The following is a 26,519-nucleotide window of genomic DNA, read 5'->3' as shown; positions in this document are numbered from 1 at the left end:
CGCAGGAGCGGTCGAGGCGGGGTGTGGTCCGGCGTCGCGTTTCCAGGGCGGGCGAGACCGGCACCCCGGGGCCGCGAGCGGCGGTGGCTGCCGGTCTCCGGCCACGTCGCACGGGTGTGTCACTGCGCCCGTACCGGGCGGTGGGCACGGGGCCGTCCGAGGATGCGTCGCGAAGGTGCGCAGGGCGCGGGCCAGGGGCGGGCGTCAGCGGCCGCTACCGCCGCTTCGCGCGGTAGGTGCGCATCTTCGCGCGGCTCCCGCACACCGCCATCGAGCACCAGCGGCCCCGTCCCGCCGGGCTGCGGTCGTAGAAGACCCAGAGGCAGTCGTGCGCCGGGCAGGCCTTGAGGCGCTGCCATGTACCGTCCGCCTCCGCCGTGGCGATGCCGGCGGCGACGCGGGCGGTCAGCAGGGCGGGACCGGTGAGCCCTTCCGCGGGGCGCAGCGTGGCGCGGCCCGCACCGTCGACGGCCACGACGAGAGGTGCCTCCGCGAGCCGGCGGCCGAGCGCCTCGGACGCCCCGGACGGCATGTCCGTACCGGTGTGCGCGAGGCATGCGGCGCGCAGGGCCTCCCGCAGCTCACGCAGCACGGCGAGTTGACGCGCGGCGGAGGCGCCGCCGCCCAGCCCTTCGATCCCGTGCCGCCGCGCGAACTCCTCCATGCCGCCCGGCGCGGCGAGGGAGTCCTCGCCCGTCTCGACGTCGAGCGTGTTCGTCAGCTCCTGCACCAGGACGAGTGCTTCCGGGGGCGGTCGGTCCGTCACCCTTGCCAGGTTACCGACGAAGGGCCATCATGTGGTAACCAAGTCCGTTACCGGTTAACTACCTCAAGGGGTAACCATGGCGATCGCCGAGTTCCAGACCGTGGTTCTGGACTGTCCCGACCCCCGCCGTCTCGCGGAGTTCTACGCAGAGGTCCTCGGCTGGACCGTCGACCCGGACGGCACGAAGGACTGGGTGGACATCGAGGGTCCCGGCGGCGGGCGGCTCTCCTTCCAGGAGTCGCCCGGATTCATCCCGCCGCAGTGGCCCAGCGTGGAGCACGCCCAGCAGCTGCATCTGGATCTGGATGTGCCGAGGGAACGCCTCGACGAGGCGGAGAAAGAGGTGATCGAACTGGGTGCCCGGCTGATCCAGGGCGATGACGGAGGCAAGCGCGGCTTCCGCGTCTATCTGGACCCTGCCGGGCACCCGTTCTGTCTGTGCGCCTGCGACTGACGAGCGCGTATGCCTGAGGAGCCCCGGAGGAAACGCGCCGGACGGACGGTCACCGGTCCGAGGTGACGGTGACCTTCTCGTCGTTCTTCAGCTGCTGGACGAGCTGCTGCACCTTCGCCTTGTCCCATTGCAGCGAACCGGCCGGTGCGGGCCCGGAGATCGGCATGTTCATCCGCTTGCCCTGACCGCTGTTGACGTCCTTCATCGCGAAGAACATCGAGCCCAGGTTCCACAGGCTCATGTCCGTGTCGACGATCAGCGTGTCCAGGCCCGCGCCCATGGTCGGGTACAGCCGGAACGGGTTGAGGACCGTCGACGGCGTCGCGGTCTGGTTCGCCAGCGCCGCCAGGAACTTCTGCTGGTTCTTCGTGCGGCCGAGGTCGCTGTCGCCGGTCCCCGCGTGACGGTTGCGGACGAAGGCGAGGGACTGCTTGCCGTCCAGTACCTGCTTGCCCTTCTTGAAGTCCGCGCCGGAGTTCTTGTCCTTGATGTCCTGCGGGATGTTCATCTCCACGCCGCCGACCGCGTCGACGATCTGCGCGAAGCCGGCGAAGCCGATCTCGGCGTAGTGGTCGATCTTCAGCCCGGTGTTGTGCTCGACGGTACGGACGAGAAGCGGGGCGCCGTCCTGCGAGTAGGCGGCGTTGAGCTTGGTCTGCTGGGTGTTGTTGAACTGCTTGCCGGACTCGGAGCCCTTGAAGGGCGGGATCTCGACCCAGGAGTCACGCGGCAGCGAGATCAGGGTCGGGCCTTCGCTGCCGACGTGCAGGAGCATCATCGAGTCGGTCCGCTTGCCCTCGGCAGAGCCCGTCTTGTAGTCCTTCTTCTCCTGAGCGGACAGGCCCTCGCGGCTGTCGGAGCCCACGATCAGGTAATTGGTGCCCTGGCCCGCCTCCGGCCTGTCCTGGACGATGCTCAGATCGACCTCGCGCTTCAGCTGCGAATCCGCCCAGAAGTACGTGCCGACCGACCACGCGAGCAGGATGACGACGAGGGATATGACCACGGTCTTGAAGCGCGGCCTGCGCCGGCGGCGCGGCTCGTCGTAGTCGTCGTACGGGTAGTCGTCGTATCCGCGGTTACCGCCGTAGACCTGCCCGGTGTTGTATCCGGAGTCGTAGCCGGGACCCGGGTCGTCGTAATAGCCCGGCTGCCCGCCGTAGCCCGCGTCATAGCCGCCTCTCGACTGCGGCGGCACGCCTCTGTGGGCTCGCGGGCTGCCGTACCTGTCGTGTGAGTCGTTCCATCCGGGCCACTCATTCATGGAGGGCAGTCTGCCTTGACCCGCCCGGCGGAACACAGCCCGGGGGCGAGATCGGACAGATGCTGTAGCCGTTCTGATGCAAAGGCACTGTTCGTCCCCTGTACGGCCACCGGCTGGTCACGGCGGAGCAAGCTCTAGGGTGGGGCTCATGACCGACCATGCTCCCGCCTCGGGGAACGGCCTGCCCGGCAAGCCCACGGCCGCCTCCCGGACCACGCTGTCGCACATCATGTCGGGCAACGAGACCAACCTCCTCGGCACCGTGCACGGCGGCGTGATCATGAAGCTCGTGGACGACGCCGCCGGCGCGGTCGCCGGACGGCACTCGGGCGGGCCGGCGGTGACTGCCTCCATGGACGAGATGGTCTTCCTGGAGCCAGTGCGCGTCGGCGACCTCGTGCACGTCAAGGCACAGGTGAACTGGACGGGCCGCTCCTCGATGGAGGTCGGCGTGCGGGTCCTGGCCGAACGCTGGAACGAGGCGGTTCCGGCCACCCACGTCGGCTCCGCGTATCTGGTCTTCGCCGCCGTCGACTCCGACGGCAGGCCGCGCACCGTACCGCCGGTCCTGCCGGAGACGGAGCAGGACGAGCGGCGTCATCAGGAGGCGCAGATCCGCCGCACGCACCGGCTGGCGAGCCGCCGCGCCATCAAGGAGCTGCGGGCCCGCAAGCAGCGGGAGCGTTCCATGCCGGAGAGCACCGGCTGACACGACGGACGAGCTCGAGAGCGATCCGGGCGGCCCGGTCCGTCAGGCGCAGGACGCCTGCTCGCCGCCCTTGACGGCTCCGTGGTCGGGTGCGTCCCCGCTCGGCGAGGGCTCCTCGTCCGAGGGTGAACTGACGCGCACCTTCCGTACGCTCTGGTGCTCGCCGCCCACCGTGACCCTCATGACGGGTCCGCGGCCGGGCTCCGCCACGAGCTTCGCGCCCGGCAGGGCCTTGGCCAGCGTCCGCGCGGAGCGGTCCCAGCGGGGGTCGTAGGAGATCGTCGTACGGGAGGCGTCCTTTCGGTCCGCGGACCCCGGCGAGCCCGTCGTGGCGAAGCCGGTGGCCCGCAGTTCCTTGTCGACGCCGCGCGCGAGTCCCTTCCGCCGTGTGCCGTTGTCCACCTGCACCTGGACGGCGCCGGGCGGGATGCCGACGACCACGGCGGGTGCGGCGTCCTCGCCCTCCTTCTTCGAGCCCTGGGCCCGCTCGGTGTCCTGGGGCTTCTTCTCCGTCAGGGGCTTGTCGTCCCGCAGGGCGGCGAAGAGCTTGCGGGCCTTGCGTTCGTCCCACTTCACGGTGGAGCCCAGCTTCGGGACCCGGAAGTCCGCGTCCTCGACGGGCACGGAGACGAACTCCGACGAGTCGGAGTCGAAGCGCCGCAGCGCGCGCCCGAGTTCGAGCATCTCCGCGCTGCCGAGCCCGTCGTCCGCGCGTACGGAGTCGAGGACCGTCGAGGCGACCTTCTTCAGCTTCACGGGGTTCATCAGTACGCCGCTGTCGGTGGCCTTCTCGATCACGGCGGCGAGGAAGTGCTGCTGGCGCTCCATCCGGCCCAGGTCGGAGCCGTCGCCCAGGTGCCGTGCCCGTACGTACTGCAGCGCGCGTCCGCCGTCGAGATTGGTCGTGCCCGCCGGGAGGTTCAGGCCGGAGTGGCTGTCGTGGAGCGCCTTCTCCGTGCAGACGGGCACCCCGCCCAGCACGTCCACGGTGCGCATGAAGCTGGTGAAGTCGACCTCCAGATAGTGGTCGATGTGGATGCCGGTCATGGACTCGACGGTGCGGACGGTAAGGGGCGCACCCCCGTGCGCGTAGGCGGAGTTGAGCTTCGCGGGCTCGGCAGGGTGCCGTTTGCCGCCGCCGCTCCCGTCGCCCGGGTCCGAGTGCGCGGGGAGCTTCGCGTACGAGTCGCGGGGGAGGCTGACGACGCTCGCGCGGTCGTGGTCGGCCGAGAGGTGCACGAGCATCAAGGTGTCCGTGCAGTCGCAGGCCGAGCCGCCCAGGCGGTACTTCTTCCGCTCCTCCTCGGAGAGCTTGTCGCGCCGGTCGGTACCTACGACGAGGAAGTTGACGCCGCCGGTGTCCCGTGGCCGGTCGGTCAGCCCCTGGAAGGGATCGACCCGGTCCACGTCCGCGTTGAGTCCGTTGACCATGAGATGGCCGACGCCGCTCGCACCGAGCACCAGCACGGAGAGGGCCGTCGCGAGGCGTACCCCCCAGCGGGGACTACGGCCGTTTTTGTGTGCTTCCGCGCGCATTGCCATACCGTAGGGCGATACGATCTGCGGCACTTGAACACACGCCGTCGCGTGATCAGGAGGGCACCCGGCTGGCGTGCGGGGGCCTCGTTCCGGCGCGGTAACGTGAACAGGTGACTGAATGGACTTCCCCGGGTGCGGAGCTGCCCGCGGTCTCGGTGATCATGCCTGTTCTCAACGAGGAACGGCATCTGCGCAGCTCCGTCAAGCACATCCTCCAGCAGGAATACGAAGGAGAGCTGGAGGTCGTCATCGCGCTCGGGCCTTCGGAGGACCGTACGGACGAGATCGCGGCGGAGCTCGTGGCCGAGGATCCCCGGGTGCACACGGTCCCGAACCCGAGCGGCCGTACGCCCGCGGCACTCAACGCCGCCATCAAGGCCTCCCGGCATCCGGTGGTGGTGCGGGTGGACGGGCACGGGATGCTCTCGCCCGGGTACATCGCCACGGCCGTACGGCTGCTGTCGCAGACAGGTGCCGCCAACGTCGGCGGCATCATGCACGCCGAGGGTGAGAACGACTGGGAGCGTGCCGTCGCCGCCGCCATGACCTCGAAGATCGGCGTCGGCAACGCCGCCTTCCACACGGGCGGGCAGGCGGGTGAGGCCGAGACCGTCTACCTCGGGGTGTTCCGTCGTGACGTACTGGAGCAACAGGGCGGCTACAACGAGGAGTTCATCCGGGCTCAGGACTGGGAGCTGAACTTCCGCATCCGCGAGGCGGGCGGCAAGGTCTGGTTCTCGCCGGAGCTGAAAGTCGAATACCGCCCGCGGCCGAGCGTCCGCGCGCTGGCCAAGCAGTACCGCAACTACGGGCGTTGGCGGCACGTCGTCGCGCGGTACCACCCCGGGTCGATCAACCTGCGCTATCTGGCGCCGCCCGTCGCGCTGTGCGCCATCGCGCTCGGCACGGGCGCAGGGCTCGCGGGGCTGCCTCTCGGGTTCGTCGTGCCCGCCGGCTATCTGGCGGCCGTCGTCCTCGGGTCGCTGCCGGCCGGCAGCGGGCTGCCGCTGAGGAGCAGGGCGTGGATTCCCGTCGCGCTGGCCACGATGCACATGTCGTGGGGCTGGGGCTTCCTGACGAGTCCTCGGAAGCTGGCACGCAAGGTGATCGCCTCCCGCAGGGCTCCGGTGCCGGCGACGCAGTGACGCGGATGCCGTGACGCGCTGACGCGGTGTCCCGGCACGTCCCGGCACGGCACGTCCCGGCACCGGCGTCCCGTGACCGGCTGACGGCCGCGAACGACGCAGGAGGGCAGCCGCTTCGGCGGCTGCCCTCCTGTCGTTTCCGCTGCCCGGCCGCTCCAGCCGGGCCTGCAGGTCCTCAGGTCACCACTGGTTGGCCGGGTTGACCTCCATGCAGGCCTTGTCGTCGTCGCCGCGCAGGGCGTCGGCGCTGTCGGGGGCCTTGTTCTCCTTCTTCTTGCCGGAGCCGCCTCCGGCGTCCTTCGGGTAGACCGAGCCCTCGCGCCAGTCGCCGCCGATCACCAGCGTCACGCCCTGCACGCCACTGGAGTGCTTGACCGCGCTCTCCGGCAGACCGATGGCCTTGGCGACGGCCAGGGCGTTGCCGCGCTCGCTCTCGCGCTGATAGCGGATCGTCGTGTCCGCCTGGGACTTGGGCGTCTGGTCGGCCGTGGCCTGGGCGAAGCCCTTCCGTCCGAGCTCCTCGGAGATGACGCCGGCCCGCCCGCTCACCGGCGCCTGGAGCGCGCTTCCGGTGCCGTTCATCACCAGTACGGGGATCTCCGACTTCGGCGCGCTCGGCTCGCTCGGCGCCGGCTTCTTCGCGGGGGCCTTCTTCTTGTCCTTGCCGTCCAGGGCGATGTCGTTGCGGACGAGAGAGAAGGTGTGGTCCGCGTCGCCCTTCTTCGGGACGACGTATCCGCCCGGGGCGTACTCCCAGGGCATCGTCGCCATGGTGATGCGCTTGGTGGGTACGCGCTTGAGCTCGTTGCCGAGGTCGTAGAGCTTCTTCACGCTGCCGAGCCCCTCGTCGACCGTGAGGGCCTTGGTGGCCGCCTCGGCGAGATCACGCATCTGGCCGGGGTCGGTGAGCTTCGTGCCGGACTTCAGCTGCCTGACCATCGAGTTCATGTACATGTGCTGGGCGCGGGCCCTGCCGATGTCGCTGCCGTCGCCGAAGCCGTGGCGGGTGCGCAGCCAGTGCAGGGCCTGCTCGCCGCGTACGACGGACTTGCCCTTCTTCAGCCGGAGCTTGGACTGCCGGTCGTAGACGTTGTTGTTGACGCAGACGGGGACGCCGCCCACCGCGTCCGCCATGGAGACGACGCCCGCGAAGTCGATCATCATGAAGTGGTCGATGGGGATGCCGGTCAGCTCTTCCCATGTGGCGACCGTGCAGCCCGGGCCACCGCGCTGGAGGCTGGAGTTGATCTTTCCGGTGGTCTCCTCGTAGACCTTCTGGTCATCGGGGTCCGTGCACTTGGGGATCGTCGCCTTCGTGTCACGCGGGACGGAGATCACCGAGATGTTGCTGCGGTCCGCCGAGACGTGCAGCAGCATCTGGACGTCGGCGAGGGGCGGCCTTTCGCCGTCGCCCTTCGCGCCGCCGAGCTCGACGTTCTTCTTCGACTGCCGGGAGTCCGAGCCCAGCAGCAGGATGTTCATGGGGGTCTGACCGGCGGCGTTGGGGCTGCTCTTGTCCAGCTTGCTGTCGCCGAGGTTGAGCACGTCCTTGCCGAGGTTGCCGTTCAGATGCTCGACGTAGAAGTAGCCCGCTCCGGCGGTCGCGAGTATCAGCAGCGACAGGCAGATCGTGAACCATCGCAGCACGCGTCTCTTCTTGCGGGGAGGAGGCATCTCGCCGCCTCCGCCCCCGCCACCGCCGAAGCCGTCCGAGTCCATACCGCCGCCGCCCGTCTCTGTGTACCGCTGTCGCTGTCGCGGCACGCGGCCTGCCTCGTACTGCGAATCCCACCGCCGGTCGCGCACAGGCGCGCCGCCCTGCATCCCCCGGTGACCACCGGTGCCGTTCCGCTGCCGCACGGGACCTCCCCGTCTCCGTCCCACGCGGTGTGTGCGTGCCCCCGGTCACCCGTACGGGCGTCCCGAGGGCCCGTACGTCACTTCGCGCAGACCTTCTTGTCGTTCGCCTTGACGTTCTGGACGCCGTCAGGCGCCTTCTCGGGTGCGGCCACCGGCTCGCCCGCCGCGGTGAAGTCCTTGGCAAGGGTCAGTTCCATGGACTTGCCCACGCTCGACGACTGCTTCAGGGCCGACTTCGGCAGGCCCATCATCTCCGCGAGCGTGGCCGCCTGCCCGGCCTGGCTGGAGGAGAACTCCAGCCTGGTCCTGGACAGTTGGGACGGGGCGTTGCCGGCATTGGTCGAGAGCCCCACGCCCTTGTTGTTCTGCAGCCAGTCGACGGTCTGCTGGGCCGCACCCACCGGGCCGCCGCCGTTGCGCACGTCCACGCGCACCTGCGAGGCCGGTACCTTCTTCGCCTTCGACGGATCCTTCCCCTCGGAGCCCTTCTTGGTCTTGGTCAGCGATTTGTCCGCCTGCACCATCTTGAAGAGGGGCTTTGCCTTCGCTTCATCAAGTACGACGGTTGCCGGGTCCTCGGGGTTGTCCACGACCGGGACCGTGGCGAAGGTGATGTTCTTGACGTTCACCCGCTGAAGGTCCTTGGCGAGGTCCGTCAGCTTCCCCACGGTGCCGATGCCGGTGTCGACGGTCAGCGCCTTGGTCATGGCGTTGGCCAGGTCGAACAGCTTCGACGGATTGCTGAGGGTGTCTCCGGACTTCATCTTCCGGATCATCGAGCTGAGGAACTGCTGCTGCAGTTTGATGCGGTCCAGGTCGCTCCCGAAGCCGACCGACTTCCGGGTACGTACGAAGGCCAGGGCCTGCTCGCCCTTGACGGTGTGCTTGCCGGCCGTGAGGTTCAGATGGGACTTGGGGTCCTTGATGGGCTTCGCGGTGCACACCTCCACCCCGCCGACGGCGGAGGAGAGCTGCTTGACGGCGTTGAAGTCCGCCATCATGAAGTGGTTGATCTTGAGGCCGGTCATCTTCTCGACCGTGCGCCAGGTGCAGCCCGGGTCGCGGCCGGACTGGCCGAGGCTGGTGTTGAAACGTACGCCCGTCTGGCCCGGAATGATCTTCTCCGAGCCGTCCTCCTGCTTCGTCGGGCAGGCGGGGATGTCCGTGATCATGTCGCGCGGGATCGACAGCGCGGTGGCGTTGGTGCGGTCCTCCGAGACGTGGAAGAGGAACGTGGTGTCGGCGTGGCCGACGCTCGCGGCGTCGCCGTAGCCGCCGTTGCCCTTGCCCTTACGGGAGTCGGTGCCGAGGACGAGTATGTTCACCGGGCCGTCGGTGACCGCGGCGTTGTCCTTGCCGACGTCGACCTTGCTGATGTTCCCGTTGAAGTGCTCGTACAGGAAGTAGCCCGTGATGCCCCCGGCGACCAGTATCAGCCCCAGGGTCCCGGCGCCCCAGCGCAGCACCTTCTGCTTCTTCGACGGGCCCGGCTTGCGCTTGCGGCGGCCGTGGCCGGCGGCGGGGGGCGGCGGCTGGGAGCGGCCGCCGCGGCGGCGCTGCGAGGGAAGCCGGGGCTCGGCCTCCTCGGCAGTGGAGGCTCTCCTCTGGCGCGGCGCGTCGGGACGGCTGCCGGCCGACGGACTCCGGGAGTCGCCGGCCTCAGAGTTCAGTTGCAGCTTGTAGCTGCCGGTGCTCGGATCGAACACCCACTGATCCGCGGGATCTACGTCTCCCGCGTGCCCACGGCCCTGCGCGTTCACGATTGCGTAAGTCCTCCATTTGCCGCCTGGCACCGCCCTGTCGGGGCGGACCGGAGCGGCCACACTATCCGGCAGGTTCGGCGCCGAGCGACGGCGGTGACAAATTCCACGGCCTCAGAAGTGGTCAATTCATTCCAATCCCAGCTTGGTCGGCGGTGGAGATGTCATGTACGGCAGACATCCCGGGCCGCCGTCGTCCCCCGGTATACCGGCGCCGGCTCTTCCGGGTGACGACTGCCGTCCGGTGCGGGGCCTGCCGGCCCCCTGCGCACCGAGGATCTGACGGCACCGCCCGCGGCTTGGTTCCTGTCCCCCTGAGCAGGGCCTGCGGAGCTGCCCGCCGTGGTCTGCCCGCTTTCGCCGGTGCCGTCGCCGGCCGGTCTGCCGACGCGGACTCCCCGGTCCTCGCGCAGTTGCGTGAAGAGTCGTCCGGCGTCCGGCTGGACCAGTTCGTCGCGGTTTCTGTCGAGTTTGTACGACTGTCTCGGGACGGTGAGGAAGCGCACCTGGCTCTCGGGGATGTTCCGTACGCCGCGCGCGAGTTCGTACAGCTCACCGAGGGAATCCAGCCCCTGGTCCGCGGTGAGTGCGGAGGTCGCCGAGTGCAGCACCGGATAAAGCTTTGCCGGATTCAGCAGGACACCGTTGCTTCGCACTTTCTTCACCAGTGACCCGAGGAACTGCTGCTGCCGGCTCATCCGGTCGGTGTCGCTTCCGTTTCCGAGCCCGTGCCGTGTCCGTACGTAGCCGAGGGCGTCCTCTCCGCCCAGTGTCTGCCGTCCGGCGGGGAGTTCGAGCTTGGCGTCACGGTCGCGCACCGCGCCGGGGAGGCATACCTCCACACCGCCCACCTCGTCGACGAGCGACTTGAAGCCGGTGAAGTCGACGACGAGGTGGTGGTCGACCCGCAGTCCCGTGAGCGTCTCGACGGTACGGATGGTGCAGGCGGCGCCGCCGGTCTGGAACGCGCTGTTGAACTGTGCGAAGCGTGCCGGGGTGCGGCCGCCGTCCCGGGCGGTGCACGCGGGGATGTCCACCATCAGATCGCGGGGGAGCGAGACGCCGGTGGCGCTGCGGCGGTCGGCGGAGATGTGCAGAAGGATCGCGGTGTCGGACCGCTGGCCGCCTTCGTCGCGTCCGTACTCGCTGTTGCCGCCGCGACGGCTGTCGGAGCCGAGCAGCAGGATGTTCTCGGCCTCGCCCGTGGAGGGGTCGGGGCGCTGGTCCTCGTAGTGTTCGAGCTGCTCCGCGGTGCCGACGTCGGTGCGGATGTTGCCGTCGAGCTTGTTGTAGAGGGTCCAGCCGGCGCCGGCCGAGGCGAGTACGAGCACCGAGGCGGTCACGGAGACGGTGCGCAGCCAGCGGCGGGGGCGGCGGAGCGGCGGCGGCGCGGAGCGGGTGGTGCCCGGGATGCCGGCGGTGCGCGGGGCTGCCCGGATGCCTGCGGTTCCCCGGGCGCTCTTACCTGGGGGGCCAGGGATGCCGTTCTCGGTCGCTCTGCCGTCTGGTCTGCCGTCTGCTCTGTCGTCGGGCCCGGAGTCGGTCACGTCTGCGTCATCCCTCGTGGTCTCGGCGGCGCGTGCGGGACGCGTACAGGCGTGTGGGCGCCGGTCACGAAGGCAGACGCCCGATACCCGTACAAGGTTGTACGCAAGGCTGATCGCTACTGATCACTGATGAATACCGCTGATCATCGCTGACCGTGCCGAGCCGGGCGCGGAGGAGAGGCGGGTCGGAGGCCCCGCTCAGTCGATGGTGTGGGTGACGCGCTCGTCCTCACCGCGTTTGCCGAGGGCGGCGGCGTCCAGGTGCTGGGAGTTGCGGCACAGTACGACCGAACCGCCGACGGCCAGCGGAGCCAGCAGCCCGGCGCTGAGTCCGTCCCAGCTGTCGTACGGGCGGCGCGAGAGCACCCGCGAGCCGGGCCCCAGGCCCAGCGACTCCGCGTCCGCCAGCGCGCGATCGACGGCCTCGCCCCCGGTCAGGGCAGCCGGACGGCCGGCCGGACCGCCGGGTGCTCCGCCGGGCGGGACGCAGAAGGGGTCGCCGGGCCCGACGGGCACGTACGGCATGAACTGGTCGCCCTGGCCGGGCACTTCGGCCGCGTAGTCGACGAAGCCCTCGGGGCGCTCGGGGAAGCGCGCCCCGAGCGGGAGCAGACTCAGCGCGACTCGTTCGCCGCCGCACGCGCGCGCGGCCTCCAGCGATTCCGGGCCGGCGACGACGAGCGAGGCACCTGCCGGATCCCCTTGCATGTCGGCGACGACACCGGCGGAGGAACAGGCCAGCAGCCAGACGGCCGTCTGCCAGTGCGCGGGCAGCAGCAGGGCGAGCCGGTCACCGGGCTCGGTGGCCAGCTCGTCCTGGAGCAGGTTCGCGGTCTTCGCCGTCCAGTTGGCGAAAGTGGCGACGGAGAGCTCGACGCGCTCGCCGGTGGCGTCGTCGTAGAAGGTGACCAGCGGGCGCCCCGACTCCTGGTCGAGGGCGGAACGCAGCAGGTCGGCGGGGGTGCGTGGGGGAGTGCTCACCCGATAAGCCTACGCGTGCGGGTTCCGGCGGCGTCGGGGGACGGCCGCTGCGGCGGACCGCCCGCCGCCTCTGTCGTGCTGACGGAGTGTGACAGGAGGTATCGGACGGAGCATCAGCAGCACCATTCCGTCCCGAATAGACAGATATCTGGGCCTATGTGCACGATCGCGTCATGCGAGCACTACTAGTCACCTCGATCGGTGTCGCGTGTGCAGGAGCTGTGCTGTTGCCGCTCGCGCCCACCGAGTCCGCCGAATCCATGCTGTCCGGCAAGCACTCGGCGTCCGCGGGGGACGCCGCACCCCCCGCCGCCCCCCGCGGGCCCGGAGTCGCGGGAAGCGACTCCCGCGCCGCCGCGGACAACGAAGGTTCGGTCCCCGGCAGCACCCAGTCGCTCCCGCTCCACGCACGCGGTGACGGCACCCGCTCCGGGGACAGACTGCTCTCCGCGTGGGAGGACGACCCGTCGGGCGGGAGACGCGTGACCTCCCGGAAGGTGAAGCCCTTCTCGCTGGTCGGCGTGGTCTGGAAGGACCCCGGCGCCCTGCCGCCCGGGCGGCTCCAGGTGCAGACGCGTGCCGCGGACACGGAGAAGTGGTCCGAGTGGCGGACCCTGAACACCCACGGCGACGGCGGACCCGGCCCGGCCGAGCGGGACCGCTCCGGCGGAGAGGCGCTCGGCGCCTCGGCCCCCATGTGGGTCGGCGACTCCACGGCGGTGCGCGTACGCATCCTGCCGGCCACGGACGGGAGGAAGTCGGGAGGTACCCCGGGCGGCCGGAAGGGAGAGGCCGGGCTGCCCGACGGCGCGCGGCTCGAACTCGTCGACCCGGGCAAGTCACCCCGCTCCGGCTCCCGCGCGGGCGACGGCGCGGGCGGCGGCGCGCGCGACGACGACCCGGCGAAGCGCCCCGGCGGCGTACTGCCCGGTCTCAACAGGGCCGACACCCGCTCCACATACGGGGACGACGCCGCGGACGCGACTCCCTCGAAGAAGGACCGGGCGGAGGACAGCCGCATCGGACCGCGCCCGGAGATCGTCACCCGCAAGGGCTGGGGCGCGGACGAGAGCATGCGCGAGCGGGAGTTCAGCTACAGCAGGGCCATGAAGGCCGCCTTCGTGCACCACTCGGCCGAGACGAACGACTACAGCTGCGGCGACGTGCCGGCCATCATCCGCGGCATCTACCGCTATCACGTGACGAGCAGCCGCTGGCGCGACATCGGATACAACTTCCTCGTCGACAAGTGCGGCAAGATCTACGAGGGGCGCGCCGGCGGAGTGGCCAAGCCGGTCATGGGCGCACACACGCTCGGCTTCAACGCGGACACCACGGGCATCGCGGTCCTCGGCACGTACTCGAAAGAGGTGCCGTCGAAGGCCGCCAAGGACGCGGTCTCCAAGCTGACGGCCTGGAAGCTCGGAGTCCACGGCATCGCCGCGAACGGCAAGGTGACCCTGACGTCCGCGGGCGGCACCAAGCACAAGAAGGGCAGCAAGGTCTCGTTCAACGCCGTCTCCGGGCACCGCGACGGATTCGTCACGGAGTGCCCCGGCGAGAAGCTCTACCGCGAACTCCCCTCCGTACGCACCGAAGCGGCACGGCTCCAGGGCCGCCGCTGACCAGGCGGTCGCCGGCCCCGCCGCGGGGGCGCCGGGTGCCTGCGGGTGTCCGCCCCTGCGGCCCGGCACCGCTGCATAAACTGGCCGCCGACCACCCGGCTCAGGGCTCCTCCGCCGGCTCCGCCAGTCAGGAAGCGAAGACAAACCGGTGACAGAAGCGATCCTCCTTGTCGGCGGCAAGGGCACCCGGCTGCGCCCGCTGACCGTGCACACCCCGAAGCCGATGGTGCCCGCGGCGGGCGTGCCCTTCCTCGCTCACCAGCTGGCCAGAGCGCGTGCGGCCGGCGTCGACCACGTGGTGATGGCGACGTCCTACCTGGCGGAGGTCTTCGAGCCGTACTTCGGCGACGGTTCACAACTCGGGCTGCACCTCGAGTACGTGACGGAGGAGGAGCCGCTCGGCACGGGCGGAGCCATCCGCAACGTCGCGCCCCGGCTGCACTCCGCCCCGTCCGACCCGGTGCTCGTCTTCAACGGCGACATCCTCACCGGCCTCGACATCGGCGAGCTCGTGGACGTGCACACCCGCACCGGGGCCGACGTCTCGCTTCACCTCACCCGCGTCGACGATCCGCGTGCCTACGGTCTCGTGCCGACGGACGAGGACGGGCGCGTCACCGCGTTCCTGGAGAAGCCGCAGACCCCCGAGGAGATCGTCACCGACCAGATCAACGCCGGTGCGTACGTCTTCGACCGTTCCGTCATCGACACCATCCCCGCGGCCCGTCCGGTCTCGGTCGAGCGCGAGACCTTTCCCGGACTGCTCTCCGGCGGCGCTCATCTTCAGGGCATGGTCGACTCCACCTACTGGCTGGACCTGGGCACACCGCAGGCGTTCGTACGCGGCTCCGCCGATCTCGTACTCGGCAGGGCACCCTCGCCGGCGCTGCCGGGCCGCTGCGGCGACCGGCTCGTACTGGGCACGGCGCGCGTCGCGCCCGACGCGAAGCTGACGGGCGGGACCGTCGTGGGCGAGGGCGCGTCGGTCGGCGCCGGCGCGCGGGTCGACGGTTCGACCGTGCTCGACGGCGCCGTCATCGAACCCGGCGCCGACGTTCGGGACTCGCTGATCGGCGCCGGAGCCCGCATCGGCTCGGCCACGGTCCTCGACGGCGCCGTGGTGGGCGACGGTGCCGTCGTCGGCGAGGGCAACGAACTGCGCGACGGCATCCGCGTGTGGTGCGGCGCGCGCATTCCGGCGGGCGCGGTGCGCTTCTCGTCCGACCAGTGACTTCGTAAGGCGACTGCCTCCGGCGGCCGTTCGCCGGTTCATGCGCGTCCGACGGCCGTTCGTGCCCCGCCCGGGGTGCGCCGGGCGCCGCGCGCATACGCTGTCGGGCGTGTCTGCCGCCCGTACCCGTTCCTGGACCGCGCCCGCGTCGTACGACCTGCGGAGGAACCTGCGCGTGCTGCGGCGCGGGCCGTACGACCCCTGCTTCCGCACCGAGGGCGGCGCCGTCTGGCGGGCGACCCGCACCCCGGCGGGCCCGGCGACGCTGCGCATCACCGCGGACGCTCCGGCCGCCGCCGTACACGCCGAAGCATGGGGCGCCGGCGGTGAGTGGTGCCTGGAGCGGCTGCCCTCGCTGCTGGGCGCGGACGACGACCCGTCAGCCTTCGTCCCGCACCACCCGCTGACGAGGGAGGCGCACCGGCGGCATCCCGGACTCCGGCTGCCGCGCACAGGTCTGGTCATGGAGGCGCTGATCCCGTCGGTGCTGGAACAGAAGGTGACCACCCATGAGGCGTACCGCGCGTGGCGGCTCCTGGTGCGACGGTACGGAGAGCGCGCGCCGGGCCCGCACGAGAACCTGTACGTCATGCCGGAGCCCCGGGCCTGGTGCCGCATCCCCTCCTGGGAGTGGCACCGTGCGGGCGTCGACAGCAAGCGTTCCGCGGCTGTCATACGGGCGGCCCAGCGGGCGCCCCGGCTGGAGGAGGCCCGGTCGATGGAGCTGGCGGCAGCCATGCGGCGGCTCCAGCTGATCCCGGGTATCGGCCCGTGGACCGCGGCGGAGACCCTCCAGCGCAGCAACGGCGACCCAGACGCGCTGACCGTCGGCGATCTGCATCTGCCGCGCATCGTCGGCTACTCGCTCACCGGCGCGCGGGACACCGACGACGCCGGAATGCTGGAACTGCTCGCCCCGTACGAGGGACAGCGGCACCGGGCGGCACGGCTGATCCTGCTCGCAGGGCGGGCCCCGGCCCGGCGAGCGCCCCGGTTCCCCATCGGTGACATCGCGCGCCTGTGACGCGGCGGCCGCGCTCCCGCGGTGCGGCAAGGTGCCCGGGTCAGGGCAGGCGTTCCTTGCTGACGCGGTCGTGCGTTGAGGTGAAGGCCGCTGCGGCCCACCGTGCTCGGGCTGTTCGGTGAGGAGGCCGTCGCCGGCGTGCGGCCGGCAGCTTCGAGGGCGGCGCGGCCGGGTGCCCGACGGTTGCGGCGTGCCGTGACGGGGCCCGTCCCGAGAGCTCGGCCCGCGCGGCCCGTCCGGCAGCGCCCGGCCGTGCGCTCAGCGCACCTCGGTGAAGTCGTCGCCGCTGCGCGGCGGCCGCTGCCGCGGCGGCGCCGCCGCATGTCCGACGGCCACGGCGCCCATCGGGTCCCAATCGCCGGGCAGTTCGAGCACGTCGCGTACCACGTCACGGCAGAACATCGTCGACGACACCCACGCCGAGCCCAGTTGCTCACCGGCGAGCGCCACAAGGAAGTTCTGGATGCCCGCGCCGCACGCGACGACGAACATCTCCCGCTCCGCCGCGGAACGCCGCCCGTCCGGATAGTCGTGCGAGCCGTCCGTCACGAGACAAGGCACCACCAGATACGGCGCGTTGCGCAGTACGTCGCCGCGCCGCACCCGCTTGGCGATGCTCTCCTCGCTCTTGCCGTCCGCGCGCAGGTCGGCGACCCACTTCTCGCGCATGGCGTCGAGCAGCCGCAGCCGCGACTGAGGCGACTCCAGCAGTACGAAGCGCCACGGCGTCGTGTGATGCGGAGCCGGCGCCGTCACCGCCGCGTCGACGGCACGGCGCACCGAACCGCCGTCCACCGGTTCGGATGTGAACTCGCGAACGGTACGGCGCAGCGCGAGCGCTTCCCGTACTGCCTCGGAGGTGCCCAGCCGGAACATGTCCTGCGCGGCGTCACGCACCAGCGCCCGTGCGGACCCGGCAGCCGGACCCCGCTCCGCGGACTCGCCGGAGGCGTCCGCCCCCCGACGCGCCGCCTGACCCGTCCCCTGACGCTGCAGCAGATGCTGCGGCAGCCCCCGCACGACGGCCACGGGAAAGCCGTCCGCCTTGCCCTTGACGAGCTCGCCGGCCGCGGCCAGTTCGTCCCCGACGGCCGTGACCGTCACGCCGAGGGGGTTGCCGAACGTGTCGAGACCGCCGCGCAGATCCTCCAGGACACGTACGCCCGCGGCGCCGATCGCCACATCGGTCTGACCCTCGCGCCACGGCCGCCCGAAGGTGTCCGTGACGAGAACGCCGACGTCGGCGCCCAGCGCGTCCCGCACACCCTCGCGGATGCGCAGTGCCGAGGCGTCCGGGTCCTCGGGCAGCAACAGCACCGTCCCCTTCGGGGTGTTGGAGGCGTCCACGCCCGCCGCGGCCATGACGAAGCCGTGCCGGCTCTCGACGATCCGCGCCGGGCCGCGGCGCGCGACCACCCGTACGGTCTCCGCGTTTATGGCCGCCTCGCGGTCGTCCGCACGAACGATCCGCCCCTCGGCCTTGCTGACGATCTTCGACGTGACGATCAGCACGTCACCGTCGGCCAGGCCGGGGGAGCCGGGCGCGGCGCCGGCGCTCGTCACGGCGTTCACGATGAGCTTCACCAGGTCGTCGCCGGGGCGAACTTCGGGGATTCCGGGCAGCGCCCACACCCGGTACGCGGGGGGCTGCGGGCTTCCGGCGGACTCTCCCGTGCCGGCGGGCGAGTCCGTGCCCGTGCCCGCCCCGGCGCCCGGGCCGGTCGTCACGCGCTCACCTCTTCCGCCAGCGCGAGTGCCTCACGCGCCATGGCGGCGGTCGCATCGGTGCCGGTCATCATCAACGGCACGGCGCGGCAGCGGATTCCGGCATCCTCGACGGCCTGCGTCGACCCGGCGTCCACGGTGTCCACGAGCCAGCCGTCCAGCAGGCCGCTGCCGTAGTGCTGTGCGACGGCGGCCGCCGTGGACTCCACGCCCACCGCGGCCAGCACCTTGTCCGCCATGCCGTGCACCGGCGCGTCCCCGACGATGGGCGACAGCCCGACCACCGGGACCCCGGCCTCGGCGATGGCCTCCCTCATCCCGGGCACGGCGAGGATCGTGCCCACGCTGACCACGGGGTTGGAGGGCGGGAAGAGGATCACGTCCGCGTCCGCGATGGCGTCGAGCACGCCAGGCGCGGGCTTGGCGGACTCGGCACCCACCGGCACCACCGCGTGCGCGTCGACGGAGGCACGCAGCCGCACCCAGTACTCCTGGAAGTGCACTGCCTTGCGGCTCTCGCCGCCCTCGCCGCGCTGGGACTCGTCCAGGTCCGCGGTGTCGATGAGGACATGCGTCTCGACGCGGTCGTCCGTCATCGGCAGCAGGGTCACCCCCGGCTGCCAGCGCGCGCACAGGGCCTCCGTGACGGCGCTGAGCGGGTATCCGGCGCTCAGCATCTGCGTACGGACGATGTGGGTGGCGAAGTCGCGGTCGCCGAGCCCGAACCACTCGGGGCCCACTCCGTAGGCCGCCAGCTCGTCCTTCACCGCGAAGGACTCCTCGGCGCGGCCCCAGCCCTGTTCCTCGTTGATGCCGCCGCCGAGCGTGTACATCACCGTGTCGAGGTCGGGACAGACCTTCAGCCCGAAGAGATGGATGTCGTCACCGGTGTTGCCGATGACGGTGACGTCCGCGTCGGGCACGGCGGACTTCAGTCCGCGCAGAAAGCGGGCACCACCGATGCCCCCGGCCAGAACCACAATCCGCTCCATGCGGACCAGTGTGTCAGCAGACAGCAGTCGAACAGCAGGGCGGTCACCGCCCGGCGGCGCACTCCCTGCCGCGGTGGACGGTGCTCAGTCGGCGGCCAGCGGCGCCCGTTCCGGGGCACTGCACGCGGCGACGGGCTCGTACATCGGCATCTCGGTCAGCCCCGGGAAGTAGATGTGCAGACTGACGACCGGAAGCAGGCTGTCGTTGACGACCTCGTGCACATATCCGGGCGCGAAGGTGCGCAACGCGTCGGTCCCGAGCGTCCGGCGCGCCCCGCGTGCGTGCTCGGTCAGCTCGCCCTGCAGGACGGTGAAGACACCGGAGGACGGCCCGTGGTCGTGGCGCCCGCTGCCCTGCCCGGGCAGCCAGCTCAGCAGCCACACCTCGTAGCCGGGGCCGGTGCGCAGCCGGTGGTACCAGCGGGTGGCCGCGTCGTACCGCACCAGCGGCTCCCAGCTCGCGCGGTCGGCGGCGATCGTACGGGCCAGACCGGCGAAGCCCGCCACGGTGGAGGGGTGGCCGGGGGGCGGCGGCATCAGATGGGGAAGGGCGAGCGGGTCGCCCGCGATCTCGTTGTCGCTGTTCACGTCGGTGATCGTCTTTCGCGCTGGAGGGATGCCCGGGACGGACCGGGCGAGGTACCGGGGACGACCGTGCGAACGGCCGGGGACGGGCCGGAGCGTTCTCAACGGCCGGATGTGCCGGCCGGTGACCGGCCGGAGAGGTGCCTCAACAGCAGCGACAGCGACAGCTGCAGTGACCCGTGGCGACGCGAGCAGCGTGAACCGCGCGAAGAGGCCGCGCGGCGGCGGCCGTGAAGAGCTCGGGAGTCACTGGCATGGGGTCAAGGAGACCGACTGACCCGTGGCGCTGTCAACTCGGACGTCGTGTCCGGCGTCGGGGGTTCATCACATCCGGTAGGGGTGCGGGGCGAAAGGTTTGTGCGCTGTGGATCGAGGACACATGGCGCAACACCCGTGCACGTGAGCGTCGTTGTGCATCTGTGACCGAGCCGTGATCACGGCTGTCCGGGCCGGAGGCGGCGATTCGCCGGGGCCGGCCGTACGGAATCCGGTCGACGCGGGTTCGGAGAATGATCACCGGAGTGTTTGGGATGGTTCATGGTGATATCAACACTTTCCGGTTCTGCTTGGTTCCGCAGAGTGAATAACGGACTCAATAGCAGATCTCGGCTTGACTGGCGCGGATCGGCACACTTGTAATTTCACACGTGTCGTTCAGCCGCGATCGATAACGACGGCATCACGGGGACGCAAAGACGGACGAGGGGCGCACATGACCGAGCTGTTCCAGGAAGTGCTGGTCGAAGAGGTTGACGAGGAGCTCGGCTGGCAGGAACGCGCGTTGTGCGCCCAGACCGATCCCGAGTCGTTCTTTCCCGAGAAAGGCGGCTCCACCAGGGAGGCGAAGAAGGTCTGCCTCGCCTGCGAGGTCCGTTCCGAATGCCTTGAGTACGCCCTCGCGAACGACGAGCGTTTCGGTATCTGGGGCGGCCTGTCCGAGCGTGAGCGGCGGCGCCTGAAGAAGGCCGCTGTCTGAGCGAGTTCGGGGCTCGAAAGCCCCACGCCTTCGCGTCGGCAGAAGTTCCCGGCGACGGCTTCGTGCGCGGAGCGACGCCGGACCCTTGCCGCCTGGGACCGGGGACGCATCCCCGCGGCCGCGGCTTTCCTCCTACGTGAAGTGCCCCTGGTTGTACGACTGCTTGCAGGACCGGACGGTGAGTGCGCACTGAGCCGTTAGTGTGTGGCCCGTCCTTGGTGCGCGGCCCTCTCGCGGGCGGTGCGCCTTCGAGTCCGTAGCAGCGTCTTCGGGGGATCGCCCCCCGGACCCCCGGGGAGGGGCCCGCACCTCGATGTCCGTGCACAGCCACACGGCTGCCCAGTACGAGGCGGCCACACCTGAGTTCCCTCGGCACGTCGTCACCGCCGTGCTCGTCTCGCACGACGGCGCGAGGTGGCTGCCCGAGGCGCTGTCGGGCCTGCTCTCCCAGGAGCGCCCGGTGCAGGACGTCATCACGGCCGACACCGGCAGCGCGGACGAGTCGGCCCAGCTGCTCACGGAGGCCCTCGGACCCGACCGCGTGCTGCACATGGCCCGCCGTACGGGATTCGGCGCGGCCGTGGACGAGGCGGCACGGACCGCGCGCGTACCGACTCCGGACGACCTTCCGTATCTGAAACGCCCCAGCGGCTGGGACCCCGTCACGCGTTCCTGGCGCGACGACGCGTACGACATGCCGGAGCTGCCGCACGGTGAGCCCGTCCAGTGGCTGTGGCTGCTGCACGACGACTGCGCTCCCGAACCGGACGCGCTGGCACGGCTGCTGAGGGTCGTCGACGCCGACCCCGGTGCCACCGTCGTCGGCCCGAAGCTGCGCAGCTGGTACGACCGCAGGCAGCTGCTGGAAGCCGGGGTCTCCATCGCGAACAGCGGCCGCCGCTGGACCGGCGTCGAACGGCGCGAGCAGGACCAGGGGCAGCACGACCAGGTGCGGACGGTTCTGTCGGTCTCCACCGCCGGGATGCTCATCCGGCGGGACGTCTTCGAGCAACTCGGCGGCTTCGACCGGCGGTTGCCCCTGATGCGCGACGACGTCGACCTGTGCTGGCGTGCGCACTCCGCCGGGCACAAGGTGCTGATCGTCCCCGACGCGGTGGTACGGCACGCGGAGGCGGCCTCGCGTGAGCGGCGCCCCGTCGACTGCGTCGGCAGGGGAGCCCGCGGCGGCGCAAGCCCGCACCGCGTCGACAAGGCCGGAGCCGTCTACACGCTGCTCGCCAACGTGCCCGCCTCGAAGCTCGTCTGGGTGACGCTGCGTCTCGTGCTCGGGACGCTGCTGCGCACGCTCGCCTATCTCGTGGGGAAGGCACCCGGGCAGGCGCTCGACGAGGTGCGGGGGCTGACCGGGACGCTGCTGCGGCCCGCGCGGCTCCTCGGTGCACGGCGCAGGCGGGGCAAGCCGGCGGTCCCGTACAGCGAACTGCGGCATCTCTTCCCGCCGCCCGGCGCCACCGTGCGCGCCACGGCCGAGCAGGTCGCCAGCAACTTCGGCGGCCGCGCGGAACCGGACATGTCGTCCGGGGGCCGGCACGGCGCCGTCGAGTCCGGGCCGGGGGACGACGACGCGGACTATCTGGAGGTCGAGCAGTTCGCGCGGCTGAAGCAGATCGGGCGCAAGCCGGGACCGGTGCTCTTCGCGGTCCTGCTCGTGGTGTCCCTGATCGCGTGCCGCGAGCTGCTGGGAAGCGGCGCGCTCGCGGGAGGTGCGCTGCTGCCGGCGCCCGCCGACGTGTCGGACCTGTGGGGGCGTTACGCCGACGGCTGGCACCCCGTCGGCATCGGCGGCACGCAGACGGCGCCGCCGTACCTGGCGATCGTGGCCGTGGTCGCCACCGTCTTCTTCGGCAGCACCGGCTTCGCTCTCACGCTGTTGCTGGTCTGCTCGGTGCCGCTGGCCGGTCTCATCGCGTACTTCACCTCGCGGCCGCTGGTGGAGTCGCGGCTGCTGCGAGCCTGGGGGAGCGTCGCGTACGCCTTCCTGCCCGCCGCGACGGGTGCGCTCGCGGGCGGCCGGATCGGCACCGCAGTACTGGCGGTCACGCTGCCGTTGCTGGCGCGTTCAGCCGTCGCCGTGAGCGGTCTGCGGGGGCGGCCCGGGTGGCGTGCGGTGTGGGGGTACGCGCTGTTGCTGACCCTGACGACCGCCTTCACGCCGCTGGTGTGGCTCATCGCGCTGACGCTGGCCGTGGTGCTGTTCGTGCTGCGGCGGCTGGGCCTGGCGGAAACGGTGGGCGGGGAACCGGGGGCGGGCGGCTCCGGTGCCTCGGGTTTCCCGGGCGCATTCGGCGGTGCGGCCGCGGCCGACGGGCCTGTGCGTGGAACGGCCGTGCGCGCCGCCGTCGCCCTCGTCACGCCGATGGTTCTGCTCGCTCCGTGGTCGCTGTCGCTGCTGATGAGCCCGTCCGGCCTCTTCCGCGAGGCGGGGCTGCCGTACGGGGCGGGGTCCGGCGACGCGCTCGGTCTGCTCACCCTGACGCCGGGCGGGCCCGGTGCCGCGGGCGGGCTGCTGCTGATCGGCGTGGTGCTGGCGGCGCTGGCCGCACTGCTGCGCGGGGAACGGCAGCCGGCCATCCGCGCCGCGTGGGCCGTGGCCCTCGTGGGGCTGCTGTACGCGGGGCTGGCCAACAGCGTCGCCTGGGCCGGACCGGCCACTCTCGTGTACGGGCTGGCGCTGCTGTGCGCCGCCGTGATGGGCGCCGAGGGCGCCAAGGAACGAGTCGCGGAACAGAGCTTCGGCTGGAAGCAGCCGGCGGCGGCGGTCGTCGCCGCGGCCGCCGTCGCCGCGCCGCTCGTCGCAGCCGTGGGCTGGATGGCCGGCGGCGCCGACGGGCCCCTGTCGCGGCGTGATCCGGTGCAGGTGCCGGCATTCGTCGCCGAGGAGGGCAACACGAGGGACCAGGCGCGCACGCTCGTGCTCTCCGGCGAGGCGGACGATGCCTCCCGTGCGCCGTCCGACGTCTCGTACTCGATCGTCCGCGGGTCCGGAGCCCGGCTCGGCGACGGTGATCTGGCGGCAGCCGGCGGTGACGACGCACGGCTCGAACGGGTGGTCGCCAACCTCGTCGCGGGCTCAGGTGCCGACCAGACGGAGCAGCTCGGCGGCTACGCGGTGCGCTATGTGCTCGTACAGGACGGGGCGCCGCGCCAGATGAGCCGCGTACTGGACGCGACGCCCGGGCTGACACGGCTCAGCCAGGAGGACGGCAGCGCGCTGTGGAGGGTGGACCGTCAGGTCTCGCGGGTCACCGTGGTGCCGGCCGGTGCAGGCAAGGGCGGTGGTGCCGCCGGTGACGAGGCAGACCCGGTCCCCGTCGCGGCGGGCCCGCTGGAGGTGCACACGGATCTGCGGCCGGGGGAGTCCGGGCGCATCCTGCGGGTGGCGGACGCCGCCGATCCCGGGTGGAGCGCGACGCTCGACGGCAGGCCGCTGGACCCGGTGACCGTCGACGGATGGGCGCAGGGCTTCGAACTCCCGGCGGGCGGCGGCCGGCTGGACGTCACTCACGAGACGAGCGCGGCGCACACCGGGTGGTTGTGGCTGCAGGGCTTCCTGGCGCTCGTGGTGGTCGTGCTCGCACTGCCCGGCCGGCGCCGTCAGGTGGACGACGACCTTCCGGAGGCTGCGGCTCCGGCTGTTCCCGCGCAGGGCGCGGAGGCGGGCGGCCGCCGGGCGCGCAGGCTGGCCGCGGCGGAGGCGGCGCGGGCCGCCGAGGCCGGGGAGCCCGGGAGCGCGGGTGTGCCCGAGGCCCCGGCCCATGCTCCGGACGTGCCCGCAGGTGATCACGGGGGTCCGGGCGGTCCGGGCGTTCCCGCGCAGACGCCGTACGGGCAGGAGTACGAGCCGGCGCCGTACGGGCGAGAGTATGAACAGCCTTACGGCGAGCGGCAGTTCGAGTCTTCGCAGTACGACGCACAGTACGGGTCCCCCGGGTACGACCCCTCGTCGTACGAGCCCTCGCCGTTCGACCCGCAGCAGCGGCCCTACGGGGACCCGCAGCCCTACGACGAGGGATACGAGCAGGGTTACGGCGACCGCTACCCGGCGCGGCAGTACGACGCGTACGAGGGGCAGGCCGACCCGTACGGCTACGACCCGCGGTACGGCAACAGGAGCGATCAGCAGTGAACCGCACGAGCATGACCCTCATCGGCGCGGCCACGGCGCTGGCCACGCTGACCGGCGTCGCGGCGCTCGCGGCGCCGGGCGGCGAGGAGTCGGGCGCAGCCGCGGCGGCCGGACGCAGGCCCGTCGAGCGTTCCACGCTGGTCTGTCCGCAGCCCAGCGTCTCCGACGTCGCGGAGACCACGTACACGGCCTTCACGCCGAAGGGCGGTCAGGGGAAGGGCGGCGCCGAGCTGTATCCGGCGGAGAAGGCGGACACCGGCGGCTCCGACGACGAGTCCGGCAAGGACAAGGACAAGGGCGACGACGGCAAGGGCGGCAAGGACGGCAAGGACAGGGACGGCGGCAAGGAGGAGCCCGAGCCGAAGCCGTTCGCCCCGTTGCGCGGGCCGGGCAAGCCCGTGACGGCCGATTCCAATGCCCCGGGCTCAGCCATGTTCGGCTCCGCCGACGGCGGCCTGGCTCCCGGCTGGACGGTGCAGCAGACGACGGACGTCGCCGTCGGGGCGGGGCGCGGAATGCAGGGGACGGCTTGCACCGTGCCCGACACCGACTTCTGGTTCCCGGGCGCGAGCACGGACAAGGCGCGGCAGGACTACGTACATCTCACGAACCCCGACGACTCCAGCGCCGTCGTCGACCTGAACCTGTACGGCAAGAAGGGCCGCGTGGGCTCCGAGACCGGTGAGGGCATCACCGTCCCGCCGCGTTCGACCGTGCCCGTGCTCCTCTCCACGCTCACACCCGAGCCGGTGACCAATCTCGGCGTCCACGTCGTGGCACGTGCCGGGCGCGTGGGCGCGCAGCTGCAGGCGGTGGACGAGAAGGTGGGCGGCGACTGGGTGTCCTCCGTCGCCGACCCCGGCCCGGGCGTCGTGCTGCCGGGCATTCCCGGTGACGCCACGGCCGTACGGCTGGTCGTGCTCGCGGCCGGTGAGAACGACGCGGATCTCAAGGTCAGGTTCGCGGGTGCGTCCGGGCAGATCACCCCGGCCGGCCACGAGACGCTGCATGTGCGCGGCGGCATGACCACCGCCGTCGATCTCAAGGACCTCACCAAGGGGGAGGCGGGCTCGCTCGTCCTCTCCCCGACCGAGGGCGGGAGCGACGCGACGCCGGTCGTCGCCGCGCTGCGGGTGACCCGGGGCAAGGGGAAGAACCAGGAGACGGCCTTCATCCCCGGCACCGCGCCCCTCACCGACCGCGCCACCGCCGCCGACAACCGCGAGAAGGGCTCCAAGCTCTCGCTCACGGCCACCGGCAAGGCGGTGAAGGTGCGTGTGACGGCCTCGGCGGGCAGCGAGGGCGGCAGCCCCGTCAGCCAGACGTACACGGTCAAGGGGAAGACGACCAAGTCCTTCGAACCGCCCCGGCCCAAGGGCGTCAAGGGCGGCTACGCGGTGACCGTCGAGCGGCTCTCGGGCGGGCAGTTGTACGCCTCGCGGATGCTGGAGGCGAAGAAGGGCAAGCTGCCCGCGTTCACCGTGCAGACGCTGCCGGACGACCGGGGCAAGGTGCTGGTCCCCGAATCGGGGCAGGACCTTTCGGTGCTGACGGACGGCGGCTGAGCCCGCTCAGATCCCGTCCGCGGACCGGTCCCCCGCGCCGGACCCGGACCCGGACCCGGACCCGGACCCGGACCCGGACCCGGAACCGGACCCGGACCCGGAACCGGAATCGCCGGGGATCGGGGCGCCCGAGGGCATGCCGGCCGCCACGTACTCCTCGTAGAGGGGACGCCAGGGCCGGGCGGATTCACTGTGCGGGCCATGCGTGGTCGCGCCCGTGAGGCTCTTGCCGAGTTCGGCCAGGCACACGGTCCATCCGGCGGCGTTGCGTGCGGCGGTGTCCTCCGCCTCCAGTACGTTGATCAGCGTGAGGGTGCAGGCCGTGTCGTCAACAGGCTCGATTTCGAAGTGCAGTTCGTCGCCGCCCCAGGTGTATGCGAGACGGCGCGGAGGCTCGTAGACGAGGACGGTGCCCGTGGACGCTTCGATTCCGGGGTCGCCGGAGAACTCGATCTTTCCGCCCGCGTAGGTGTCCATGCGCACGGCGCTGGGGAACCAGTGCGCCAGTTCCCCGGACTCGGTCACCGCTGCCCACAGCCGTTCGGCGGGGTGCGGGTAGGTCCGCTGGAACCGTACCGCCGGGCGGCCCTCGTACTTGAAGTAGCTTCCATGGTCCATGACTTG

20 protein-coding genes are annotated in these 26,519 nt (G+C 71.5%); 9 read left to right on the top strand and 11 right to left on the bottom strand.

Features of this window, described 5'->3' with window-relative positions:
• Positions 1-214: 214 nt before the first annotated feature.
• Complete coding sequence (locus tag AN215_RS14565; protein WP_070013493.1) at positions 215-766, bottom strand: CGNR zinc finger domain-containing protein; 552 nt, start codon at positions 764-766, stop codon at positions 215-217.
• 76 nt (positions 767-842) lie between these two features.
• Here AN215_RS14565 and AN215_RS14560 point away from each other — a divergent pair, with 76 nt between their 5' ends.
• Positions 843-1,220: a VOC family protein gene (locus AN215_RS14560; protein WP_070013494.1), complete on the top strand. Its 378-nt coding sequence runs from the start codon at positions 843-845 to the stop codon at positions 1,218-1,220.
• 49 nt (positions 1,221-1,269) lie between these two features.
• On the opposite strand, the gene AN215_RS14555 is transcribed toward AN215_RS14560, so the two are convergent.
• Positions 1,270-2,484, bottom strand: a complete 1,215-nt coding sequence (locus AN215_RS14555; RefSeq protein WP_079123052.1) for an LCP family protein — start codon at positions 2,482-2,484, stop codon at positions 1,270-1,272.
• A gap of 148 nt (positions 2,485-2,632) precedes the next feature.
• Here AN215_RS14555 and AN215_RS14550 point away from each other — a divergent pair, with 148 nt between their 5' ends.
• Positions 2,633-3,193: an acyl-CoA thioesterase gene (locus AN215_RS14550; protein ID WP_070013496.1), complete on the top strand. Its 561-nt coding sequence runs from the start codon at positions 2,633-2,635 to the stop codon at positions 3,191-3,193.
• A gap of 42 nt (positions 3,194-3,235) precedes the next feature.
• Here AN215_RS14550 and AN215_RS14545 read toward each other — a convergent pair whose 3' ends face one another.
• A complete protein-coding gene (locus AN215_RS14545; RefSeq protein ID WP_079123051.1) occupies positions 3,236-4,735 on the bottom strand; it encodes an LCP family protein in 1,500 nt (499 codons plus the stop codon).
• A gap of 158 nt (positions 4,736-4,893) precedes the next feature.
• Here AN215_RS14545 and AN215_RS14540 point away from each other — a divergent pair, with 158 nt between their 5' ends.
• Positions 4,894-5,877 (top strand): glycosyltransferase family 2 protein, encoded by a 984-nt coding sequence (locus AN215_RS14540; RefSeq protein WP_070013941.1) that lies wholly within the window; start codon positions 4,894-4,896, stop codon positions 5,875-5,877.
• Between the two features lie 180 nt (positions 5,878-6,057).
• Here the strand turns inward: AN215_RS14540 and AN215_RS14535 are convergent, their stop codons facing one another.
• The 4 genes from AN215_RS14535 to AN215_RS14520 all read right to left on the bottom strand — a co-directional run bounded on the left by AN215_RS14535 (position 6,058) and on the right by AN215_RS14520 (position 12,025).
• Entirely contained in the window at positions 6,058-7,701 is a 1,644-nt protein-coding gene (locus AN215_RS14535; RefSeq protein ID WP_079123050.1) for an LCP family protein, read from the bottom strand.
• A 113-nt stretch (positions 7,702-7,814) separates the two neighbouring features.
• Complete coding sequence (locus tag AN215_RS14530) at positions 7,815-9,497, bottom strand: LCP family protein (protein WP_070013498.1); 1,683 nt, start codon at positions 9,495-9,497, stop codon at positions 7,815-7,817.
• 164 nt (positions 9,498-9,661) lie between these two features.
• Positions 9,662-11,044 (bottom strand): LCP family protein, encoded by a 1,383-nt coding sequence (locus AN215_RS14525; RefSeq protein ID WP_245694500.1) that lies wholly within the window; start codon positions 11,042-11,044, stop codon positions 9,662-9,664.
• A 198-nt stretch (positions 11,045-11,242) separates the two neighbouring features.
• Positions 11,243-12,025 (bottom strand): TIGR03089 family protein, encoded by a 783-nt coding sequence (locus tag AN215_RS14520; protein WP_070013499.1) that lies wholly within the window; start codon positions 12,023-12,025, stop codon positions 11,243-11,245.
• A gap of 173 nt (positions 12,026-12,198) precedes the next feature.
• On the opposite strand from AN215_RS14520, the gene AN215_RS14515 reads away from it, so the two are divergent.
• From AN215_RS14515 to AN215_RS14505, 3 genes are all read left to right on the top strand, one after another.
• Complete coding sequence (locus tag AN215_RS14515; protein WP_070013500.1) at positions 12,199-13,650, top strand: peptidoglycan recognition protein family protein; 1,452 nt, start codon at positions 12,199-12,201, stop codon at positions 13,648-13,650.
• A 148-nt stretch (positions 13,651-13,798) separates the two neighbouring features.
• Positions 13,799-14,881 (top strand): mannose-1-phosphate guanylyltransferase, encoded by a 1,083-nt coding sequence (gene manB, locus AN215_RS14510; RefSeq protein ID WP_070013501.1) that lies wholly within the window; start codon positions 13,799-13,801, stop codon positions 14,879-14,881.
• Between the two features lie 40 nt (positions 14,882-14,921).
• A complete protein-coding gene (locus tag AN215_RS14505) occupies positions 14,922-15,905 on the top strand; it encodes a DNA-3-methyladenine glycosylase family protein (RefSeq protein ID WP_420856224.1) in 984 nt (327 codons plus the stop codon).
• Positions 15,906-16,163: 258 nt separating this feature from the next.
• Here the strand turns inward: AN215_RS14505 and AN215_RS14500 are convergent, their stop codons facing one another.
• From AN215_RS14500 to AN215_RS14490, 3 genes are all read right to left on the bottom strand, one after another.
• Positions 16,164-17,633, bottom strand: a complete 1,470-nt coding sequence (locus AN215_RS14500) for a coenzyme F420-0:L-glutamate ligase (protein WP_079123048.1) — start codon at positions 17,631-17,633, stop codon at positions 16,164-16,166.
• On the bottom strand, positions 17,630-18,622 hold the full coding sequence (gene cofD / locus AN215_RS14495) for a 2-phospho-L-lactate transferase (RefSeq protein WP_070013503.1): 993 nt from the start codon (positions 18,620-18,622) through the stop codon (positions 17,630-17,632). The genes AN215_RS14500 and cofD overlap by 4 nt, the downstream gene beginning before the upstream one ends.
• An 84-nt stretch (positions 18,623-18,706) precedes the next feature.
• A complete protein-coding gene (locus AN215_RS14490) occupies positions 18,707-19,210 on the bottom strand; it encodes a cysteine dioxygenase (RefSeq protein WP_070013504.1) in 504 nt (167 codons plus the stop codon).
• A 709-nt stretch (positions 19,211-19,919) separates the two neighbouring features.
• On the opposite strand from AN215_RS14490, the gene AN215_RS14485 reads away from it, so the two are divergent.
• From AN215_RS14485 to AN215_RS14475, 3 genes are all read left to right on the top strand, one after another.
• Positions 19,920-20,183 carry a WhiB family transcriptional regulator gene (locus tag AN215_RS14485; protein ID WP_028436999.1) on the top strand — a complete coding sequence of 88 codons (264 nt, stop codon included), beginning with the start codon at positions 19,920-19,922 and terminating at the stop codon, positions 20,181-20,183.
• A 313-nt stretch (positions 20,184-20,496) separates the two neighbouring features.
• Positions 20,497-24,330, top strand: coding sequence for a glycosyltransferase family 2 protein (locus AN215_RS14480; RefSeq protein WP_070031181.1), 3,834 nt, complete (start codon positions 20,497-20,499; stop codon positions 24,328-24,330).
• Positions 24,327-25,895, top strand: coding sequence for a DUF5719 family protein (locus AN215_RS14475; RefSeq protein WP_070013506.1), 1,569 nt, complete (start codon positions 24,327-24,329; stop codon positions 25,893-25,895). The genes AN215_RS14480 and AN215_RS14475 overlap by 4 nt, the downstream gene beginning before the upstream one ends.
• A gap of 6 nt (positions 25,896-25,901) precedes the next feature.
• Here AN215_RS14475 and AN215_RS14470 read toward each other — a convergent pair whose 3' ends face one another.
• Positions 25,902-26,513: an SRPBCC family protein gene (locus AN215_RS14470; RefSeq protein ID WP_070013507.1), complete on the bottom strand. Its 612-nt coding sequence runs from the start codon at positions 26,511-26,513 to the stop codon at positions 25,902-25,904.
• Between the last annotated feature and the right edge of the window lie 6 nt (positions 26,514-26,519).

This window comes from Streptomyces abyssalis, assembly GCF_001751365.1.
Lineage (GTDB): Bacteria > Actinomycetota > Actinomycetes > Streptomycetales > Streptomycetaceae > Streptomyces > Streptomyces abyssalis.
The sequence above is the reverse complement of the archived record's forward strand: the minus strand, read 5'-3'. Positions and strand labels throughout refer to the sequence as shown.